We start from the raw sequence: 17,824 nt of genomic DNA, 5'->3' as shown, positions 1-17,824 counted from the left end.
CCGGACGCCTCAGGCGTCCGCCCGCAGGAAGGCGCCCGCCCGTGCCGCCAGGGCGGCGTAGCCGGCCGCGTGGGCGGGCGGCCCGGGGTCCGGCGGGGTCCGCAGGAGGACGAAGTGGTGGTAGAGCGGGGCGGTCGCGGCGACGAGCAGCGTGTACGGATCGGTGTCCGGCGCCGTCTCGCCGCGCCCGGCGGCCCGTTCCACGACGACGCCGCAGCGCGCGTACCGGTCGGCCCAGAAGCGGCGCAGCGCCCGTGCGGCCTCCGCGGAGCGGAAGGCGGCCGCGATCAGGGCCATGGTCACCGGCGGCCCCTCGGTGAGCGCGGCGTACACCTCCTCGTTGAGCGCCCGCAGGTCGCCGGTGAGGGAGCCGGTGTCCGGGGGCCGCCAGTCGTCGTCCGTGCCCGCGCCGAGCGCGGCGGCGAGCAGGCCGCCGACATCGCGCCACCTGCGGTACACGGTGGCGCGGTGGACGCCCGCGCGGGCGGCGACGGTGTCGACGGACAGGGCGGTGACGACCTGCGCCTGGACGCGGGCGCTGCGCCCGCCGGGACGGCGCCGGGCGGGGGCGCCGTTCTTCCCGCTCGCCCGGGGAGTGGAGGCCATGCGCCGATGCGGACGGCGGGCTGCGGGAGTACGCGCTGCCGTCCGGGACGTCGGAGCCGCACGGTCTGGCGTTCGGCGAGGACGGGGCACTGTACGTCGCCCTGGAGAGCGGCCACGTGGCGCGGCTTGACCTTCGAGCGGCTTGAAGGCGCGCCCTCGTGCCATGGACGGGAGAGACACCATGGAGGCCGGGGGCGGGGACGGCCCGACGACGCCCGCGCGCTCTTCCTGCGTGCCTGGGAGGGGGCCACCGACGACTACGAGGCCTGCGTTGCCGCGCACTACCTCGCGCGCCACCAGCCCACACCCGAGGACACGCTGCACTGGAAGCGGGAGTGCCTGCGCCGCGCCGACGCCGAACGGCCCACGCGCACTTCACGCGGGCTGCCGCCCGTATCGACGCGGTCCCGCCCGGCCCGTACGCCGACTGGGTGCGCTACGCCGTCGCGCAGGGACTGCGCGACACCGGCCCCGCCCCTCAGGACGTCCGCCCCGGCCGGGACGCGCTGGGCGCGCTGCTGGCTTCTCTGTGCGCACGCGCCGATCTCAAAGCCCTCGCGGTGCTGCTGCCCGCCTACGTCGGCGACCTCGGTACCGAGGAGGACCGCACACGGCTCACCACCGCCCTCCACCTGCTCCACGCGGGCCGTTCGCTGCCCGACGCGGACCAGGCGACGGCGTCCCGCGCGCTCGCCGTCCGCACCGCGCGGGCCGTGTCACCGGACGGAACCGCTGGACGGGTCGCCCCGGCCATGTAAGCATATGCGATATGTCGAATAGTGATGCAGCGGCGTGGCCCGCCGGATTCCGCGCGGTCACGGCGCACGCCGGGCTGCGCGACGAGGGCGACGACCTCTCGGTGATCGTCTCCGACCTCCCCGCGGTGAGCGCGGCGATGTTCACCCGCAGCCGGTTCGCCGGGCCGTCCGTCGTGCTCAGCAGGCGGCACGCCGCGGGCCGCCGGCTGCGGGCGATCGTCACCGTGGCGAAGAACGCGAACGTCGCCACCGGCGCCCAGGGCGCGGCGGACGCGGCCGAGATCGCCGGACACGTCGCGGACGCGCTCGGCGTGGCGGCGGACGAGGTGCTGATCAGCTCCACCGGCGTCATCGGCCGCCCGCTGCCGATGGACCCGATCCGCGCCCGGCTGACCGGGCCGTGGGGGCCGTTCGACGCGACCCCGCTGACCGTCGCGCGCGCCATGATGACGACCGACACCCGCCCGAAGACGGCGGAGCGCGCGGTCGGTGGCGCGCGGATCGTCGGCGTCGCCAAGGGCGTCGGCATGATCGAGCCCGACATGGCCACGATGCTCGCCTACCTCGTCACGGACGCCGCGCTCACCCCGGAGGAGCTGGACGGCGCGCTGCGCGCCGCGGTGGACGAGACGTTCAACTCCCTCAGCGTCGACACGGACACCTCCACCTCCGACACGGTCGCGGTCCTCGCGAGCGGTGCGGCCGGGCCGGTCGACGTGGCGGAGTTCACGGCGGCGCTGCGCGCCGTGTGCCTCGACCTGACCGAGCAGCTCGCGCGGGACGGCGAGGGCGCGTCGAAGCTGCTGCGGGTGACCGTGGAGGGCGCGCGCGACCGGGCGCAGGCCAAGCGGATCGCCAAGAGCGTCGTCAACTCGCCGCTGGTCAAGACGGCGGTGCACGGCGCCGACCCCAACTGGGGGCGCGTGGTGATGGCCATCGGCAAGAACGCGGACGACACCGACATCGACCAGGAGAAGGTCACCGTGCGCTTCGGCGCGGTCGAGGTCTACCCGGCCGAGCAGACCGACGAGGTGCTGGCCGGGCTGACGCGCGTGATGAGCCAGGACGAGGTGGACATCGGCATCACCCTCGGCATCGCCGACGGCGCGGCGACGGTGTACGGCTGCGACCTGACGGACGGTTACATCAGGATCAACGCCGACTACACGACCTGACCGGCCCGTTCACCGCCTCCGCCCAGGAAATCCCCGGGGCGGTGTCAGAGGGACGCGTTAGGGTCGTGGCCATGGAGACGGCGGCCTCGTACGGAGCACCGGCCCGGCTACGGGCCCAGCCCAGCTGGCTGCTCACGCATGTGACGACGCACGCGCGGCAGCTGGTCGGCGAGGCGTTCGCCGGGCTGGGGGCGCGGCGGTACCACTACGCGCTGCTGGCGGCGCTGGCGGAGTTCGGGCCGTCGAGCCAGGTGGAGCTGGGGCGGCGGTGCGGCATCGACCGCAGCGACGTCGTCGCGGCGCTCAACGAACTGGCGGGCGAGGGGTACGTGGTGCGCGACCCGGACCCGGTCGACCGGCGGCGCAATGTGATCACCATAACGACGGCGGGCGCGCGTCGGCTCGCCCACGCCGACGAGGCGCTCGCCCGCGCCCAGGCCGAACTGCTCGCGCCGCTCACCGAGCCGGAACGCGCCGAGCTCGTCCGGCTCCTCGGACTGCTCCACGAGGCGACCGCGGGGGCACCGGAGTGACCGTCGCCCGCGCCGAGCCGTCCCCCGGCCTGCGCGCGCTCGCTGCCCGCATCGCGCGGCGGCACGGGGTGCCCGCCTCCCGGGTGGCGCGTTCCCCCGCGCAGGGTGAGGCGGCGACCGTCTGGCTGCTCGGCGACGGGCTCGTGCTGAAGGTCGCGCACCGCGACCCGGCGTTCGCGGCGGACCTGCGCAAGGAGGCCGTGGTCATCCCCTACGCGGTCGGGCTCGGGGTCCTGACCCCGGAGATCGTCGAGTTCGGGGACGACTCGGAGACGCCGCACCTGCTGCTGCGCCGCGCGCCCGGCGCGCCGCCGCACGGCGGGGAGCCGTCGCCCGCCGCGCACCGCGAGCTGGGCCGCCAGCTGGCGCTGCTGCACGGCGCGCGCCCGGTGCCGTCCCTGCCGGGCGTGCCGGTGCACCCGTCGGGGCACGACCCCAGGCCAGGCATCGACCGCCTCGCGTCGGCGGGGTACCTGAGCGCGGGGCTCGCCGGATGGCTCGCGGGCTGGTTCGACGACCTGGCGGCCCGCATACCGGCGGACCCGCCGGCCCCCGTGCTGGTCCACGGGGACGTCTCCGCGCTGAACCTGCTGGTCGACGGCGCGGGGGACGGCGGCCTGACCGCGCTGCTTGACTGGGGCGACGCGGCGGTGACCGACCCCGCCGTCGAGTTCGCCAAGGTGCCGCCGCGCGGCGTCGCGGACGTCCTGGCGGGGTACGGCGTGGGGCCCGACGAGGCGGACGTGTGGTGGGCCCGCGTCCTGTGGCACCACCTGAGCTGGGCCGTCCCGCGCCTCGCCGACCCGCCGCGCCCGCGCGCCGCGCACTGGAGCGCGCAGCCGGCGAACCGGCTGCTCGAACTCCTCCGGTACTACGCCGGTCTCTTCCCCGACGCGGGCTCGATGAGGTCCCAGCGGTTGCCGTAGGGGTCGCGGAGCACGGCGACCCGGCCGTACGGCTCGTCCCGCGGCTCCTGCTCGAACGTCGCGCCCGCCTTCTTGAGGCGGCTGTGGTCGGCGGCGAAGTCGTCCGTGTAGAGGAAGAAGCCGACCCGGCCGCCGGTCTGGTCGCCGACGCGGGCCTTCTGGCGTTCGCCCTCGGCGCGGGCGAGCAGCAGGCCCGTCTGCGCGTCGGGGCCAGGGGCCATGACGACCCAGCGCTTGTTGGGCTTTCCCCGCTCGTGGACGGGCAGGTCCGAGCGCAGTTCGAAGCCGAGGACCTCGGCGTAGTAGGCGATGGCCTCGTCGTAGTCGGCGACGAGCACGGTGATCAGTCCTAGATGGCGCACAGCAGCAGCGTGCCATGCTGGACGGCGTGTACCGGGAACGTACGGCGCGGCATGCGGCGCTTGGTGGCGCGAAGGTGTGGGTGAGTGAGACCGCTCGCAGCAAGCGCGTGCTGCCCGACGGCTGTATGGACCTGCTGTGGGGTGGCGGGAGTCTGTCGGTGGCCGGCCCGGACACGAGGGCGTTTGTGGCGGCGGGTACGGCGGAGCCGGTGCGCGCGATGGGGGTGCGGCTGGCGCCGGGCGTGGGGCCCGTGGTGTTCGGCGTGCCGGCGGACGAACTGACGGATCAGCGGGTGGCGCTCGACGCGCTGCTGCCCGCCCGGCGGGTGGCCGAACTGGCGGAACGTGTCGCGGCGGCCGGGGACACGGCTGCCGCCGGAGCCGCGCTCGAAGTGGTGGCCGCCGGGCTGCTCGGCCGTTCCGCCGCCCCGCCCGCGCCGTGGCCGGGGGCGGCGGTCGCCGCGCTCGACGGCGGGCTGGGGGTGGCGGCGACCGCGCGGCTGCTCGGCTGGAGCGAGCGGCAGTTCAGGCGGCGGAGCGTGGCGGCGTTCGGATACGGGCCGAAGACGCTCGGGCGGGTGCTGCGTCTGCAACGGGCGGTGCGGCTGGCCGGGGAGCCCGCGGCCGAGGTGGCGGTGCGCGCGGGGTACGCGGACCAGGCGCACATGGCGCGCGAGGTCAGGGACCTGGCGGGGGTGCCGTGGACGGTGCTGCTCGCCGGGTTCGGCTGATGCGGGGCACGGCGGCGCGGGGGCCGGTTCAGCTGGGGCTCTCGACCTGGGGGAGCGGGGCGAAGAGGTCCACGGGGTTGCCGTCCGGGTCCTTGACGATGGCGTAGCGCTGGCCCCAGAAGGCGTCCCATGGTGCCTTCTCGCCGGTGTACCCGGCCTGGGTCAGCTCGGTCCACAGCGAGTCCACCTCGGCGGGGCCGTCGCACAGGAACGCCAGGCCGATCCGGTGGCCGCCCTGCGGCGGGGTCCAGTCGGGGAGGAAGGTGCGGATCGTGTCCACCGTGTCCCAGGCCAGGCGTTGCCCGCCGGGGAGCAGGATCTCCAGGTGGGGCTCCTTCTCGGCGCCCTCCGGGATGTCGAGGCCGAGGCGGCGGTAGAAGGCGGCGGAGGCGGCGAGGTCGTCGGTGATGATGCCGAACAGATTGATCCTGGGAGTCATGCAGGCAGGCTACGCACGCGTCTGACCTGCGGTCTTGAACGAATCGGCCGTGTCGCCCGCGCTTCTCGCCCGGCGGCGGGCGGCGCCGTTGTCAGCGGGGTCCGCTACTCTCTGTGACTATGGATGTGCGAACGGAGAAGCGAGTGGAAGCGGGGCCGCGGGACCTGGCGGGCGGCTCAGCCCGCGGGCTCCAGGGTGCGGACGGCGGCGACGAGCGCGGCGAGATCGGCGTGCCGCTCGGCCTCTTCGAGGGCCTCGCGCAGCGCCGTGTCGTGGGTGGGGCGCGCCGTTTCGAGGAGGCGCAGGCCCTCGGGGGTGACGTCGGTGTAGATGCCGCGCCGGTCGTCCTGGCACAGATAGCGGGTGAGCAGGCCGCGGTCCTCCAGGCGGTTCACCAGGCGGGTCGTGGCGCTCTGGCTCAGGACGACGGCGGCGGCCAGCTCGTTCATCCGGAAGTGGCCGCCCTCGCCGTCGTGCTGCTGGCTGAGGACGTTGACCACCGAGTACTCACGGGTGCTCAGCCCGTGGGCGGACTGGAGGGCGCGCTCGATGTGCGCGTCGATGCGGTTGTGGAGCGTGGACAGGGCGCACCAGCCCTGGGCGAGGGTCGGCTCCGGGCGCGTCATGGCTCCTCCAGACCTCGTCTCCCGTGGTGGTTCCCCAGGGTAGCCCACGAGCGCAATAGACGGCGCTTGCGTATAGTCGGCGTCTGCAATTATTGTCCAAGCGGGTAAAGGCTGCTTGCAAGGGTGGGTCGTGTCGAAGGGCCGACTCGCCGGGATCGCACAGGAAGGTGTTCCCGACATGCCCATCGCACTCCTGGCACTCGCCGTAGGAGCGTTCGGCATCGGCACCACGGAGTTCGTGGTGACGGGGCTGCTGCCGGAATTCGAGGCGGAGTTCGGCGTCTCCACCTCGCTGGCGGGCTTCACGGCCACCGGGTACGCGCTCGGTGTCATGGCCGGCGCGCCGATCATGGCGGTCGCCGGAGCCAGGGCGCGACCCCAGCGGATGCTCATGCTGATGATGGTCTTCTTCACCGTCGGCAACGCCGTGTCCGCTCTCGCCCCGGCCTTCGGCGTGCTGGTCACGGGCCGGGTGCTCGCCTCGCTGGCGCACGGCGCGTTCTTCGGCATCGGCTCCGTGGTGGCCGCCCGGCTGGTGGCGCCGGGGAAGCGGGCCGGGGCGATAGCCCTGATGTTCACCGGCCTGACGGTCGCCAACGTCGTGGGCGTCCCGCTCGGCACGCTGCTCGGCCAGCAGGTGAGCTGGCGGCTGACCTTCGCCGCCATCACGGCCGTCGGTCTCGTCGCGCTGCTCGGTGTCGCGACGCTCGTTCCCCGCGACGCGGGCAGGGCAGGGACGGCGCCCGGCGCCCGTACAGGTGCGGGGCTGCGCGGCGAACTGGTCGCGCTGCGGCACCCGCAGGTGCTGCTCGCCATGGCCATGACCGTGCTCGGTTTCGGCGGCGTGTTCACGGCCATCACCTACATCGCGGAGATGATGACCGAGGGGGCCGGGTACGCCGAGTCCAGCGTCACCTGGCTGCTGGTCCTCTTCGGCGTCGGACTGGTCGTCGGCAACCTGGTCGGCGGACGGTACGCCGACCGCGCCCTGATGCCTCTCCTGTACGTCACGCTCACCGGACTCGCCGTGGCGCTGGTCCTGTTCACGGTCACCGCGCACGACAAGACCGCAGCGGCCGTCACCCTCCCGCTGATCGGTGCCCTCGGCTTCGCCACGGTGCCGCCGCTCCAGAAGCGCATCCTCGACAACGCGGCGCAGGCCCCCACGCTCGCCTCGGCGCTCAACATCGGCGCGTTCAACCTGGGCAACGCCATCGCCGCCTGGCTGGGCGGCGTCGTCCTCTCGGCGGGCGCGGGGGTGACGACGCCGAACCTGGTCGGTGCCGGGATGGCGCTGTCCGCCCTCGCCCTGGCCCTCCTCGCCGCCCGCCTGGAGAAGCGGGGGACCGGGACCGGCGGCCGGATCGTCACCGCGTCCGGCGGGAGCGCCCGGATATCCGGGGCCGCCCCGCTGTCCGAGGACGCCCGCGTGTGAGGGGCGCGCGTGCCCGGACGGCTGTGCGGCCCGATCCCGGGAAAAGGAGTAACCACGGGAGTGTGGAAGGGGATTGAGGGTACCGGAGCTTTCGTCACAAACTACGCGAATGACGGAGGCGGACATGGCAGGGCACTACGCAGGTACCACCGCTCGTCAGAACAGCAGCGCCATGGCGGTGGCCAGCCTGGTCTGCGGCATCGTGGGTCTCTTCCTCGCCGGCATCCCGCTGGGAATCCTCGCGATCGTCCTCGGTGCGCTGGCGCAGAAGAGAACGCCGACCGGCATGGCGCGGGCGGGCATCATCCTCGGTGTCGTGGACATCGTCCTCGCCATCGTGGCCATCGCCGCGTGGAACTCCGGGGGCTGGTACGTCGGCGGATGACCGCCGCCCGGCAGACTCCGCGGCCCGCCCCGGTGACGACATCCGGCGCGGGCCGCGGGCACGCGCACGCCGGTCCCGCCGCGGACCGGGCCGTGGGGGACCGACCGGGCGCGGACAGACCGGGTGCAGACTGACCGGATGACACCGATATCCCTGGCCAAGGGTGCCAACATCCCGGTAGCGGCGACTTCCGTACGAGCCGTCCTGAGCTGGGCGGATCTGCCGGACGCCCCGGACGCCGACGCGTCCGCCCTCCTGCTCACGACGGACGGGAAGGTACGCGGCGACGACGACTTCGTCTTCTACAACCAGCCGGCCCACCCGTCGGGAGCCGTGCGGCACGCGGGCAAGCACGCGGGCGCGGACGCCGTCGAGATCGACCTCGCCGCGCTGGAGCCCGCCGTCACGCGGGTGGTGCTCGCGGCGTCGGCGGACGGCGGGACGTTCGGCCGGTTCCGCGAACTGCGGATGCGGCTGCTCGACGCGGGCAGCGGCGCCGAACTGGCCGTCTTCGAGATGACCGCGACGAGCGAGACGGCCTTCGTCAGCGGCGAGCTGTACCTGCGCGACGGGCGGTGGAAGTTCCGCGCGGTCGGCCAGGGGTACGACAGCGGACTCGCCGGACTCGCCGTCGACTTCGGCATCAGTGTGGACGACGCGGGGGATGAAGCCGCCCCGGCGCCGGACGGCGTGCCCCACGAAGCCGCGACTCCGGGGCAGCGCGCGGCCGCGCCCCGGGGCGAGGAGGCCCTGCCCCTCGACATGCGCAAGCGCCTCTCCCTGCGCAAGCAGCACGTCACCGTCAACCTCGCCAAACGCGGCGCCGCCGGGACCAGGGCGCGCGTCGTCCTCGTCCTCGACGCCTCGGGATCGATGGCCAAGCTGTACGCCGCCCGCGTCGTCCACGACGTCGTGGAACGGATGGCCGCCGTCGCCGCCGCGCTGGACGACGACGGCGAGATGCAGGCCTGGACCTTCGCCTCCAAGCCGGCCAGGCTCCCCGACCTGCGCGTCGCCGACCTGCCCGACTGGCTCGAACTGCACGTCAGGGGCTCGGAGATCGCCCTGCTGCGCCGCCGGAGGAAGGCCAAGGAGGGCGCGGGCCGCGCCCTGCGCCCCGGCCAGGTGGACATGAGCCGCATCGGCTTCGGCAACGAGGAGCACCTCGTCATCCGCGAGGTCAGGGAGTTCGTCACGCGGCAGCCGCGGCAGGAGCCGACCCTCGTGCTCTTCTTCTCCGACGGCGGCGTCTACCGCAACGACCTGATCGAGCGGGAGCTGCGCGCGACCGAACCGCTGCCGGTGTTCTGGCAGTTCGTCGGCCTCGGGGACGCGGGCTTCGGCGTGCTGGAGCGCTTCGACACACTGCCGGACCGGACCATCGACAACGTCGGGTTCTTCTCGGCCGGCGACATCGCCCGGGTGCCGGACGAGGAGCTGTACGAGCGGCTGCTGTCCGAGTTCCCCACCTGGCTGGCGGAGGCGCGGCGGACCGGCGTCGTCACCAGCTGAGCCCGGTCACCGGCACCTCCGAGACGGCCGACGCGGGCGCGCCGGGGATGCCCCACCGTTCGGCCGCCACGGCGGTCGCGGCCTCGGCCTGCGCGACGGCGGACGGGCCCCAGCCGAGCAGTTCGGCGGCCTGCGCGGGAGTGGCCAGCAGTCGCGGGTACGTGTGGCCGGTCGCCGGGTCGGGCGCCGCCGGGCCGATCTGGAGGATGCGCGCGGTCATGCGGACGCGGGCGCAGGGCCCGAGCCCGTGGCGCGCGCCCGTGGCGTCGTGGACGTAGCCGAGGACCTGGGGATCGGCGACGGTGGCCGCCGCCTCCTCCGTCGCCTCGCGGACGAGGGTGGCGCCCGGGTCGCCGCCGTCGCACGGGTCGAGGGTCCCGCCCGGCAGGACGACGAGGCGCTCGGTCGGGTGGACCATCAGCAGCACGCGCCCGTCCGGCGCGAACAGCCAGCCCCACGACTGGACGTGCGGCAGCGCCACGGGCAGCTCGGGACCCGGGTGCCACGGCCAGCCCGCGCCCGCCCGCGGCCGGCTGAGGACGGCGTGCCGCTCCAGCGCGGGGAGCGGTCCGATGTGCCGCCCGTCCTGGAGGTAGACGGGCCCCGGCTGCCCCCAGCGGGCGCGCAGCGCGGCCAGCAGGCGGCGGCCCTCGGCCGCCGCCATGCGCGCGGCGGCCTCGCCCGCGGCGAGGAAACGGGCCCCCGCCAGCTCGTCGGCCGGGAGCCGCAGCCGGCCCACCGTCTCCTCGGGGACCGTGCCGCCGTCGAAGACGATGTGGATGTCCCCGGGGAACGGCAGGTCGTCCGGGATGCCCTCGATCGTCGGACTGACGTGGTCCACCGCCAGGACACGTCCCGGCGCCAGGTCGAGCCCGGTCTCCTCGGCGATCTCGCGGCGGCAGCCCTCGGCCGGCGTCTCCCCCGCCTCGATGCCCCCGCCGGGCAGCAGCAGCGTCTCGCGGTACGTCGGCTCGACGACGAGGACGCGGCCGTACGGGTCGGTGATGACCGCGCTGGCGCTGAGCCAGACGGTGTGCCGGGACGCGGCGTACTCGGCGTTCGACATGGCGGGCTGCCGGGGCAGCCGTACGGGGCGGCCGGTGGTGTCTGTGGCGCGATGCATGGTGTCACCCCAACGGGGAAGGAAACAGGCCCGGTTCAGGGCTAACGGTCCGCTTCGCCGGGAGGACACGGCCGGGGCGCCGTACGCGCGGGCCGGGCCGCGTGGGGCACCGGCGCGCCGGGCATCCCATCGGATGGGACGACCATCCCTCCACTAGGCCACCCGGACGCTTTCCGCCGCGCCGATCGCGGACTCGTCCGCACTCACGGCCCACGGGCCCGCGCCGCGTTGAAAGATCAGCCCCATGCCGCCGCCCCTCGACGCCCGGGTCCCCGCGCTGCTCCTGCGCCTCGACCACAACCCGTTCCACCACGGGGCGCTCGGCGCGGTCAGGTCCCTGGGCAGGGCGGGGGTCGAGGTCCACGCGTTCGTCGAGCCTGGCGGCGCGCCGCTGGCCCGTTCCCGCCACCTCGCGGCCGCCCACCGTTTCACCGGCGACCCCACGGCCCCCGGCGACGTGGCCCGCGCCCTGCGCGCCGCCGCCGCCCGCATCGGCCGCCCCGCCGTCCTCGTCCCCCTCGACGACATCGGCGCCCTCACCGTCGCCCGCCTCGCGCCGGAGCTGCGCGCATCGTTCCTGCTGCCGGACGTGCCGCCCGCCGTGGTCGAGCAGGCCGCGGACAAGGTCAGGCTCGCCGCCCTCTGCGCGCGCCTCGGCGTCCCGCACCCGCGCACCGTCGTCCCCGAGAGCCCGGCCGCCGCCGTCGCCGCCGTCACGGCGCTCGGCCTGCCCGTCGTCGCCAAGTGGAGCCGTCCCTGGCTGCTGCCGCCGGGCTCGGGGCTGCGCAGCACCACCGTCGTCACCTCGGCCGCCGAGGCGCGGCGGCTGTACGAGCGGTCGCCGCACGCCGGGAGCCGCCTCCTCCTCCAGCGCATGCTGCCCGGCGGCCCCGGCGCCGACTGGTTCTTCCACGGCTGCTTCGCGGCGGACGGCACCTGCCTGATGAGCGGAACGGGCCGCAAGGACCGCTCCTGGCCGCGCCGCGCCGGGCTGACCGCCGTCGGCCGCTGGGTGCCCAACGGCGCGGTCGCGGACGCGGCGCTGCGGCTGGCCGCGCGCCTCGGCTTCCGCGGCGTGCTCGACCTGGACTTCCGCCGCGACCCGGAGACCGGCGCGTACCACCTGCTCGACTTCAACCCGCGGCTCGGCGCGCAGTTCCGGCTGTTCGAGGACCGGTCGGGGCTGGACGTCGTGCGGGCCCTGCACCTGGAGCTGACGGGGCGGCGGCCGGTGCCGCCCGCGCCCGCGCGGCCCGCGGGCGGGCGGCGGACGTTCGTCGTCGAGAGCTACGGGCTCCCGTCGCTGCCGTCGCTCGCCGTGCCGCGCCCGCTGCGGCCGGGGCGGGGCGAGGTGGAGTGGGCGTGGTTCGCGGCGGACGACCCGGCGCCGTTCGCGGCCGTCGCCGCCGCCTGGGCGCGCCGCCTGGCGCGCCGCGCGTCCACGGCGGGGGAGACGCCACGGACGGCGGGGACGCCCGTACGCGCGACCGTCCGCGCTCCCGCCCACGCGTCGGCGAACAGCCGCGAACCAGTCGGCAACACCAAGGAGAGATGAGTCCGAGATGCATGACCTCGTTGTGGTGGGTGCCGGGCCCTACGGGCTCTCCATCGCCGCCCATGCCGCCGCCGCCGGACTCGACGTGCGCGTCCTCGGCCGTCCGATGGCGTCCTGGCGCGACCACATGCCGGACGGCATGTACCTGAAGTCCGAGCCCTGGGCCTCCGACCTCTCCTCGCCGGGCGCCGGGGTCACCCTGGGCGCCTGGGCGGCGGCGAACGGGCTGCCGGCCGAGCATGGGACGCCGCTGCCGATCGGGGCGTTCACGCGGTACGGGCTGTGGTTCGCCGAGCGGCTGCCCGTTCCCGTGGAGGAGCGGACGGTCACGGCGGTGGTGCCGGACGGCCGGGGGTTCACGGTCGAGACGGCGGACGGGGAGGCGGTGCGGACGCGGAACGTCGCGCTGGCCATCGGCGTCATGCCGTTCGTCCACCTGCCGGGCGCCCTGCGGGAGCTGCCGGTCGGCCTGGCCTCGCACAGCAGCGACCACCGCGACCTGGCCCGTTTCCGCGACCGGGACGTCGTGGTGCTCGGCGCGGGGCAGGCGGCGCTGGAGACGGCGGCGCTGCTGGCGGAGGGCGGGGCGCGCCCCGTCGTGCTGGCGCGGGCGGGCGAGGTGCGGTGGAACACCGTGCCGGTCCCGCTGGGGCGCGGCGCCCTCGCGAAGCTGCGCGCGCCGCACAGCGGTCTTGGCATCGGCTGGTCGAGCTGGGCGTGGTCGAACATGCCGGGCGCGGTGCGGCTGCTGCCCGCCGGGGCGCGCGCGCGGATCGCGGAGACGGCGCTGGGGCCCGCGGGGGCGTGGTGGCTGCGGGAGCGGGTGGAGGGTGTCGTACCGGTGCGGCTGGGGCTGCGGGTGGTCCGCGCGGTGGGTTCCGACGCGGGGGTGCGGCTGGATCTGGCGGCGGCGACGGGCCCCGGGGTGCGGGAGTCGGTCGAGGCGGATCATGTGATCGCGGCGACCGGCTTCGATCCTGACCTGCGGCGGCTGCGGGTGCTGGACGCCGGGCTGCGGGAGGAGCTGCGTACGGTCCGGGGGACGTGGGCGCCCGAGCTGGACGCCGGGTTCGAGTCGTCGCGCCCCGGGCTCTTCTTCGCCGGGCTGCTGACGGCGCCGGTCTTCGGCCCGTCGATGCGCTTCGTGCACGGGGCGGCGTACACCGCGTCCCGGCTGGTGGCGGGGGTGCGGCGGCGGATGGATGCGGGGACGGGGGCACGCCCTGCGCGCGTGCCGCGACCCGCGGTGGCGCGTACGCGGGAGGCGGGTGGCGTCCGGTCCGCCGCGGCGCGCGGGGAGGGCGCGGGGACCGGGGCGTGAGGGCGCGTACGGCCGCCGGAGGCGCGTTCCGGCGGCCGTACGCGGGGGCGTGCGCGGTGGTCGCTCAGGCGGCCAGCCGGGCCGCCAGCTCCTTGGCCCGCGTGCGGGCGGTCTCGTGCGCCAGGTCGGCCGACGCCTTGGCCTTGTCGCGCAGCGGCTCCATCGCCGGTACGACGTGGGCCAGGGTCAGCTCGGGGACGATGAAGTCCACGTCGAGGCGGAGCGCGCCTTCGAGGAGCCACGCGAGGTACGGGTGCGCGAAGTCGTTGCCCGCCATCGGGGTGCCCTCGGCGTACGAGCCGCCCCGGCTCGTCACGACGGTGACCGGCTTGCCCGCGATGGTCGAGGTCTCCCCCGCCGTGCGGCCGACGACGACCACGTGGTCGAGCCACGCCTTGAGCGTGGAGGGGACCGAGTAGTTGTACAGCGGGGCGCCGAGGAGCACCGCGTCCGCCGACTCCAGCTCGGTGAGCAGAGACTCGCTCAGCGCGGTGGCCGCCGTCTGCTCGGGGGTCCGCTCGGCGGCCGGGATCGTGGCCGTGTGGTAGACGACGCCGGTCAGGTGGGGCACCGGGTCGGTGGCGAGGTCGCGGTAGACGACCGTGCCCTCCGGGTGCTGCTCCTCCCATGCCTCGCGGAAGCTGCGGGTGACGGCCCGGGAGACGGACGCGTCGCCGTTCAGCGAGGAGTCGATGTGCAGGAGCGTGGCCATGGTTTTCCTCCGGGGGAGCGGGATGCGGAGTGCTGTAATGTCGTACTCAGCTATTGATAACACATCTACTTACTTTTCCGCAGTACGTACGATCGGAAGAACCTTCGTTAGGCTGCTCACATGGCGGACGCACAGGACAATCAGGACCCGGGCATCTGTAGCGAGCCCGACTCCGCCATCAACCGCGTCTTCGAACTGCTCGGCAAGCGCTGGACCGGACTCGTCGTCGCCGCCCTCATGTCGGGCCCCGGCCACTTCGGCGAGCTGCGCCGCGCGGTCCCCGGCATCAGCGAGCGCATGCTCTCCGACCGCCTCTCCGAGCTGGCGTCACTCGGACTGCTGACCCGGCATGTCGTCGACGGCCCGCCCGTCCGCGTCAAGTACGAGCTGACGCAAGCGGGTTACGACCTGCGGCCCGCGCTCGTCGAGCTGAGCCGCTGGGCCGAGAGCAACCTCGCCGAGGGCGCCGGCCGGTGCCCGGAACAGCTGCGCGGCTGACCCTTAGGCTGTCCCAATGGCAGCGAGCGACGCCCCGAACGACGCGCAGGACCCCACGGCCGCCCCCGGGACCGCGGCCCCCGACCCCACTTCCGACCCGGCACCCCACGACGACGGCGACGAGCGCCTGGCGCGCGCGGTCAGGGCGGCGGAGACGGCGCTGATCGAGTTCGAGATCGCCGTCGAGACCTTCCGCATCGAGGTCGAGAACTTCTCCCGCCTCCACGAGGAGCGCCTCGGCCCCCTCTACGCACGCGTCGAGGAGCTGGACGCAGCGATCGCGGAGGCCGTCGCCGCCCGCACCGGCGACCCGGAGGACCAGCGCCGCGCCCGCGAGGCGCGCGCCGCCCTCGCCCCCATGCCGCAGGTCTCCGAGCTGTTCCACGGCTGGCTCGACAGCGAGGGCTACAGCTCCGAGGGCTACGCGATGCTCACCCGGCAGCCCGTCCAGCGCCCGCCGCGCGTCCGCCCGAGCGAGGAGGCCCGCCGCCTCTACCGCGACCTGGTGCGCCGCTGCCACCCCGACCTCGCGACCGACGAGAAGGAGCGGCACCGGCGCGACGTCTTCGTCTCCCGCGTCAACCTGGCCTACGCGCGGGGTGACGAGGGCGCCCTCGCCGAACTCGCCGCCGAGTGGGACCGCGGCCCCGAGCCGGAGCCGGGCGGGCTGCCGTACGAGGAGCTGTACGCCAGGCTGGACTGGCTGTCCGAGCGCAAGGACCTGCTCGCCGAGGCGGTGGCGGCGCTGGAGGACAGCGCGGTGGGCTCGATGCTGCGCATGGCGGGCGACGACCCGGACGGCATGCTCGCGGAGGTGGCCGAGGGACTGCGCCGGCAGATCGGCGAGCGCGAGACGGAGCTGGCGCGCGAGCTCGCCGGGGGTGCCGGAGACGGTGGGAACGGGGGCGCCGCCGGGCCGGTCGGGGACGCGGAGAACGGTTAGGGTCGGCGCATGAGCTTCGCTTCCCTTCCCTCCGTGCCCGCCGCCGCCGTGCCGGACGGCGCGCCGCTGCTCGACGTCCGCGAGTCCGACGAGTGGGCCGCCGGGCACGCGGAGGGCGCGGTGCACGTTCCGATGAGTCAGGTGCTCGAACGGTTCGACGAGATCGCCGCCCTGGGCGAGGCCGCGGGTGACGGCGAGGTCTACGTCGTCTGCAAGGTCGGCGGCCGGTCCGCCCAGGTCGCGCAGTACCTGCTGCAACGCGGTGTCAACGCCGTCAACGTGGATGGCGGCATGCACGCCTGGCAGGCCGCCGGGCGCCCGCTGACCGGCGACGGCGACGGCGACGAGCCGTACGTCCTGTGACCCCCCGCCACCGCCCCCGGGGCCGCCGCCGTCGCGGTGCCGCCCCGGGGGCGGTGGTAGAACAACCGCGTGACCAGTGAGAACGCCCCCCGCAGCCAGAAGGACCGCATGCTCGCCGGCGAGCCGTACATCGCCGACGACCCCGAGCTGACCGCCGACGCCGCGCGCGCCGAGCGCCTCACCGAGCGGTTCAACGCCTCGCGCGCCGACGACCCGGACCGCATCCGCGTCCTGGCCGAGCTGATCGGCGACCTCGGCGAGGACACGTACGTGCGCCCGCCCTTGCGGGTGGACTACGGCTCGTACATCACCATCGGGCCGCGCACCTTCGTCAACACCGGCGCCGTCCTGCTCGACGTCGCGCCCATCCGCATCGGCGCGGACTGCCAGATCGGCCCGAACGTCCAGCTCCTCACGCCGACGCACCCGGTCGAGCCGGAGGCGCGGCGCGCCAAGTGGGAGGCGGCGGAGCCGATCACGATCGGCGACAACGTCTGGCTCGGCGGCGGTGTGATCGTCTGTCCGGGGGTGACGATCGGTGAGAACACGGTGGTGGGCGCCGGGGCGGTGGTGACCAGGGACCTGCCGCCGAACGTGGTGGCGGTGGGCAATCCGGCGCGGGTGCTGCGCGCCGTCACCCCGGACGCGTGAGGGGCGCGGCGGTCAGGCGCGCGCGATCCGGACGGTGAGGGTGTCGTCCCCGGTGACCACCTCGAAGGCGGGCCGCTCGTCGCCCTCGACGCCGACGCCGAAGTGGGTCTCGCCCTCGAAGTGGCCGGCGTGCGCCAGGCCGCGGACGGTCCCGGTCGTCCCGTCGAGGCGGGTGTCGGCGTCCGCCGTGGTGCCGACGAGGACGACGCGCAGGTCGTACGCGCCGGGCAGGTCGAGGGGCTCCGGGTCCTCGCCGCCGTGCGGGTACAGCGGTTCGTCGTAGGTGACGATCCAGTGGGGCGCGCCCTCCTCGAAGGTGAACGTGAGGGTGTCGTGCCCGTCGTGTTCCTCGGCCTCGACGTGTGCGAGGACGGTGGGCTGCCGGGGGTCGGTGTCCGCGCTGTCCTTGCGCTCGGTGTCCCAGCCGCTGGTGTCGGTCGCCGTGTCCTGGCCGCCGGCGTCGCAGGCGGCGGTGGTGAGTACTGCGGTCATGGCCAAGGTCACTGTGGCGTAACGGAGTTCGTGGTATCGGCGCATCTGTCGGATGATCTCACGGGGGGCTCGTGCCCTACGGGCCGGGGCGCGGACCCGGCGGACGGTGGCACGCGGAACCGTGCGCGCCCCCGTGCGCGCCGACCGCCGCGTACCGCGCAGGTGCGCGGCGTGGGCGCACGGCACATGCCGGATGCAACCCCCGCCGCCCCGGCCGTACGGGCGCCGCGCGCCGCCCCGGGCGCGCGGCGCCGTGCGGTGCCCCGCTCCGACGCGCCGGGCCGTGCGCCTCGCGCGCGCCCGCGCCGTTCACCACCTTGGGGAGGGTGGGTCCCGAGGCGTGGCCGGGCGACCGTGGCAGCCCCCGGGCCGGACACAGGCGACTGCCCCGGTGGAGGAACAGTGAAGCGGACCGGCACGACCAGTCAGGACGGCGGCCCCGCCGCGCCCGCCCCGCCGCGCGGGGACGAGCAGGACAGCACGACGCTGCGGCGGCTGCGCGAGAAGGTGCGCGAGGCGAACGCCCAGAGCGCGAGCAACGCCCAGCTGAAAGGCAGTGGTTGACGAAGCGCAGCCGACATGCAGGTCAACTCCTGTTGCGTGAGGGGCGGTTGAGTCGAGAGTTGGTCGGCGGATCGCCAAGCCCAAATCGTTGGCCAATGATGCACGGCTAGTCTC

23 protein-coding genes are annotated in these 17,824 nt (G+C 75.0%); 16 read left to right on the top strand and 7 right to left on the bottom strand.

The window, feature by feature from the left end; genetic code table 11:
* Positions 1-9 precede the first annotated feature (9 nt).
* Complete coding sequence (locus tag ACL02R_RS09060) at positions 10-606, bottom strand: TetR-like C-terminal domain-containing protein (RefSeq protein ID WP_412796354.1); 597 nt, start codon at positions 604-606, stop codon at positions 10-12.
* Between the two features lie 20 nt (positions 607-626).
* Between ACL02R_RS09060 and ACL02R_RS09055 the strand changes: the two genes are divergently transcribed.
* From ACL02R_RS09055 to ACL02R_RS09035, 5 genes are all read left to right on the top strand, one after another.
* Positions 627-752 (top strand): hypothetical protein, encoded by a 126-nt coding sequence (locus ACL02R_RS09055; protein WP_412796418.1) that lies wholly within the window; start codon positions 627-629, stop codon positions 750-752.
* A gap of 189 nt (positions 753-941) precedes the next feature.
* The gene (locus ACL02R_RS09050) at positions 942-1,364 is read left to right on the top strand and encodes a hypothetical protein (RefSeq protein ID WP_412796353.1); all 423 of its coding nucleotides are present in this window, start codon (positions 942-944) and stop codon (positions 1,362-1,364) included.
* 11 nt (positions 1,365-1,375) lie between these two features.
* Entirely contained in the window at positions 1,376-2,539 is a 1,164-nt protein-coding gene (gene argJ / locus ACL02R_RS09045; RefSeq protein WP_412796352.1) for a bifunctional glutamate N-acetyltransferase/amino-acid acetyltransferase ArgJ, read from the top strand.
* Between the two features lie 71 nt (positions 2,540-2,610).
* Complete coding sequence (locus tag ACL02R_RS09040) at positions 2,611-3,072, top strand: MarR family winged helix-turn-helix transcriptional regulator (RefSeq protein ID WP_412796351.1); 462 nt, start codon at positions 2,611-2,613, stop codon at positions 3,070-3,072.
* Positions 3,069-3,998, top strand: coding sequence for a phosphotransferase family protein (locus ACL02R_RS09035; protein WP_412796350.1), 930 nt, complete (start codon positions 3,069-3,071; stop codon positions 3,996-3,998). The genes ACL02R_RS09040 and ACL02R_RS09035 overlap by 4 nt, the downstream gene beginning before the upstream one ends.
* Here the strand turns inward: ACL02R_RS09035 and ACL02R_RS09030 are convergent.
* Complete coding sequence (locus tag ACL02R_RS09030) at positions 3,944-4,360, bottom strand: VOC family protein (protein ID WP_412796349.1); 417 nt, start codon at positions 4,358-4,360, stop codon at positions 3,944-3,946. The two genes, ACL02R_RS09035 and ACL02R_RS09030, sit on opposite strands and share 55 nt — an antisense overlap.
* A gap of 80 nt (positions 4,361-4,440) precedes the next feature.
* Here ACL02R_RS09030 and ACL02R_RS09025 point away from each other — a divergent pair, with 80 nt between their 5' ends.
* Positions 4,441-5,091 carry a helix-turn-helix domain-containing protein gene (locus tag ACL02R_RS09025; RefSeq protein WP_412796348.1) on the top strand — a complete coding sequence of 217 codons (651 nt, stop codon included), beginning with the start codon at positions 4,441-4,443 and terminating at the stop codon, positions 5,089-5,091.
* A gap of 28 nt (positions 5,092-5,119) precedes the next feature.
* On the opposite strand, the gene ACL02R_RS09020 is transcribed toward ACL02R_RS09025, so the two are convergent.
* Together ACL02R_RS09020 and ACL02R_RS09015 are read right to left on the bottom strand one after the other, a co-directional pair.
* Complete coding sequence (locus ACL02R_RS09020; RefSeq protein WP_412796347.1) at positions 5,120-5,530, bottom strand: VOC family protein; 411 nt, start codon at positions 5,528-5,530, stop codon at positions 5,120-5,122.
* Positions 5,531-5,706: 176 nt separating this feature from the next.
* A complete protein-coding gene (locus ACL02R_RS09015; RefSeq protein ID WP_412796346.1) occupies positions 5,707-6,156 on the bottom strand; it encodes a MarR family winged helix-turn-helix transcriptional regulator in 450 nt (149 codons plus the stop codon).
* Positions 6,157-6,334: 178 nt separating this feature from the next.
* On the opposite strand from ACL02R_RS09015, the gene ACL02R_RS09010 reads away from it, so the two are divergent.
* The 3 genes from ACL02R_RS09010 to ACL02R_RS09000 all read left to right on the top strand — a co-directional run bounded on the left by ACL02R_RS09010 (position 6,335) and on the right by ACL02R_RS09000 (position 9,488).
* Positions 6,335-7,591 carry an MFS transporter gene (locus tag ACL02R_RS09010; protein WP_412796345.1) on the top strand — a complete coding sequence of 419 codons (1,257 nt, stop codon included), beginning with the start codon at positions 6,335-6,337 and terminating at the stop codon, positions 7,589-7,591.
* A 124-nt stretch (positions 7,592-7,715) separates the two neighbouring features.
* A complete protein-coding gene (locus tag ACL02R_RS09005) occupies positions 7,716-7,976 on the top strand; it encodes a DUF4190 domain-containing protein (protein ID WP_398842234.1) in 261 nt (86 codons plus the stop codon).
* A 138-nt stretch (positions 7,977-8,114) separates the two neighbouring features.
* Positions 8,115-9,488, top strand: coding sequence for a VWA domain-containing protein (locus ACL02R_RS09000; RefSeq protein ID WP_412796344.1), 1,374 nt, complete (start codon positions 8,115-8,117; stop codon positions 9,486-9,488).
* Here the strand turns inward: ACL02R_RS09000 and ACL02R_RS08995 are convergent.
* Positions 9,478-10,611 (bottom strand): NUDIX domain-containing protein, encoded by a 1,134-nt coding sequence (locus tag ACL02R_RS08995; RefSeq protein ID WP_412796343.1) that lies wholly within the window; start codon positions 10,609-10,611, stop codon positions 9,478-9,480. The two genes, ACL02R_RS09000 and ACL02R_RS08995, sit on opposite strands and share 11 nt — an antisense overlap.
* A 244-nt stretch (positions 10,612-10,855) precedes the next feature.
* On the opposite strand from ACL02R_RS08995, the gene ACL02R_RS08990 reads away from it, so the two are divergent.
* Entirely contained in the window at positions 10,856-12,166 is a 1,311-nt protein-coding gene (locus ACL02R_RS08990; RefSeq protein WP_412796342.1) for an ATP-grasp domain-containing protein, read from the top strand.
* A 7-nt stretch (positions 12,167-12,173) separates the two neighbouring features.
* Positions 12,174-13,487, top strand: coding sequence for an NAD(P)-binding domain-containing protein (locus ACL02R_RS08985; RefSeq protein WP_412796341.1), 1,314 nt, complete (start codon positions 12,174-12,176; stop codon positions 13,485-13,487).
* Positions 13,488-13,551: 64 nt separating this feature from the next.
* Here the strand turns inward: ACL02R_RS08985 and ACL02R_RS08980 are convergent, their stop codons facing one another.
* A complete protein-coding gene (locus ACL02R_RS08980; protein WP_412796340.1) occupies positions 13,552-14,199 on the bottom strand; it encodes an FMN-dependent NADH-azoreductase in 648 nt (215 codons plus the stop codon).
* Between the two features lie 120 nt (positions 14,200-14,319).
* Here ACL02R_RS08980 and ACL02R_RS08975 point away from each other — a divergent pair, with 120 nt between their 5' ends.
* From ACL02R_RS08975 to ACL02R_RS08960, 4 genes are all read left to right on the top strand, one after another.
* On the top strand, positions 14,320-14,697 hold the full coding sequence (locus tag ACL02R_RS08975) for a winged helix-turn-helix transcriptional regulator (RefSeq protein WP_412796339.1): 378 nt from the start codon (positions 14,320-14,322) through the stop codon (positions 14,695-14,697).
* Positions 14,698-14,713: 16 nt separating this feature from the next.
* A complete protein-coding gene (locus ACL02R_RS08970) occupies positions 14,714-15,640 on the top strand; it encodes a hypothetical protein (RefSeq protein WP_412796338.1) in 927 nt (308 codons plus the stop codon).
* A gap of 9 nt (positions 15,641-15,649) precedes the next feature.
* Positions 15,650-16,003 carry a rhodanese-like domain-containing protein gene (locus ACL02R_RS08965; protein ID WP_412796337.1) on the top strand — a complete coding sequence of 118 codons (354 nt, stop codon included), beginning with the start codon at positions 15,650-15,652 and terminating at the stop codon, positions 16,001-16,003.
* 108 nt (positions 16,004-16,111) lie between these two features.
* The gene (locus ACL02R_RS08960; RefSeq protein WP_412796417.1) at positions 16,112-16,654 is read left to right on the top strand and encodes a sugar O-acetyltransferase; all 543 of its coding nucleotides are present in this window, start codon (positions 16,112-16,114) and stop codon (positions 16,652-16,654) included.
* Between the two features lie 12 nt (positions 16,655-16,666).
* Here ACL02R_RS08960 and ACL02R_RS08955 read toward each other — a convergent pair whose 3' ends face one another.
* Positions 16,667-17,146 (bottom strand): hypothetical protein, encoded by a 480-nt coding sequence (locus tag ACL02R_RS08955; RefSeq protein WP_412796336.1) that lies wholly within the window; start codon positions 17,144-17,146, stop codon positions 16,667-16,669.
* Between the two features lie 402 nt (positions 17,147-17,548).
* On the opposite strand from ACL02R_RS08955, the gene ACL02R_RS08950 reads away from it, so the two are divergent.
* The gene (locus ACL02R_RS08950; RefSeq protein ID WP_412796335.1) at positions 17,549-17,710 is read left to right on the top strand and encodes a hypothetical protein; all 162 of its coding nucleotides are present in this window, start codon (positions 17,549-17,551) and stop codon (positions 17,708-17,710) included.
* Positions 17,711-17,824 lie beyond the last annotated feature (114 nt).

It is taken from the genome of Streptomyces sp. MS19, assembly GCF_047200595.1.
In the GTDB taxonomy this organism is placed as follows: Bacteria; Actinomycetota; Actinomycetes; order Streptomycetales; family Streptomycetaceae; genus Streptomyces.
The sequence above is the reverse complement of the archived record's forward strand: the minus strand, read 5'-3'. Positions and strand labels throughout refer to the sequence as shown.

What these genes read in the sequence shown, in the direction of transcription:
- ACL02R_RS09015 (WP_412796346.1), bottom strand. Translation starts at nt 6,156, where the DNA reads ATGACGCGCCCGGAGCCGACCCTCGCCCAGGGCTGGTGCGCCCTGTCC.
- ACL02R_RS08955 (WP_412796336.1), bottom strand. Translation starts at nt 17,146, where the DNA reads ATGACCGCAGTACTCACCACCGCCGCCTGCGACGCCGGCGGCCAGGAC.
- ACL02R_RS08960 (WP_412796417.1), top strand. Translation starts at nt 16,112, where the DNA reads ATGCTCGCCGGCGAGCCGTACATCGCCGACGACCCCGAGCTGACCGCC.
- ACL02R_RS08985 (WP_412796341.1), top strand. Translation starts at nt 12,174, where the DNA reads ATGCATGACCTCGTTGTGGTGGGTGCCGGGCCCTACGGGCTCTCCATC.
- ACL02R_RS09020 (WP_412796347.1), bottom strand. Translation starts at nt 5,530, where the DNA reads ATGACTCCCAGGATCAATCTGTTCGGCATCATCACCGACGACCTCGCC.
- ACL02R_RS08965 (WP_412796337.1), top strand. Translation starts at nt 15,650, where the DNA reads ATGAGCTTCGCTTCCCTTCCCTCCGTGCCCGCCGCCGCCGTGCCGGAC.
- ACL02R_RS08995 (WP_412796343.1), bottom strand. Translation starts at nt 10,611, where the DNA reads ATGCATCGCGCCACAGACACCACCGGCCGCCCCGTACGGCTGCCCCGG.
- ACL02R_RS09005 (WP_398842234.1), top strand. Translation starts at nt 7,716, where the DNA reads ATGGCAGGGCACTACGCAGGTACCACCGCTCGTCAGAACAGCAGCGCC.
- ACL02R_RS08975 (WP_412796339.1), top strand. Translation starts at nt 14,320, where the DNA reads ATGGCGGACGCACAGGACAATCAGGACCCGGGCATCTGTAGCGAGCCC.
- ACL02R_RS09000 (WP_412796344.1), top strand. Translation starts at nt 8,115, where the DNA reads ATGACACCGATATCCCTGGCCAAGGGTGCCAACATCCCGGTAGCGGCG.
- argJ (WP_412796352.1), top strand. Translation starts at nt 1,376, where the DNA reads ATGTCGAATAGTGATGCAGCGGCGTGGCCCGCCGGATTCCGCGCGGTC.
- ACL02R_RS09010 (WP_412796345.1), top strand. Translation starts at nt 6,335, where the DNA reads ATGCCCATCGCACTCCTGGCACTCGCCGTAGGAGCGTTCGGCATCGGC.
- ACL02R_RS09060 (WP_412796354.1), bottom strand. Translation starts at nt 606, where the DNA reads ATGGCCTCCACTCCCCGGGCGAGCGGGAAGAACGGCGCCCCCGCCCGG.
- ACL02R_RS09040 (WP_412796351.1), top strand. Translation starts at nt 2,611, where the DNA reads ATGGAGACGGCGGCCTCGTACGGAGCACCGGCCCGGCTACGGGCCCAG.
- ACL02R_RS08980 (WP_412796340.1), bottom strand. Translation starts at nt 14,199, where the DNA reads ATGGCCACGCTCCTGCACATCGACTCCTCGCTGAACGGCGACGCGTCC.
- ACL02R_RS08990 (WP_412796342.1), top strand. Translation starts at nt 10,856, where the DNA reads ATGCCGCCGCCCCTCGACGCCCGGGTCCCCGCGCTGCTCCTGCGCCTC.
- ACL02R_RS08970 (WP_412796338.1), top strand. Translation starts at nt 14,714, where the DNA reads ATGGCAGCGAGCGACGCCCCGAACGACGCGCAGGACCCCACGGCCGCC.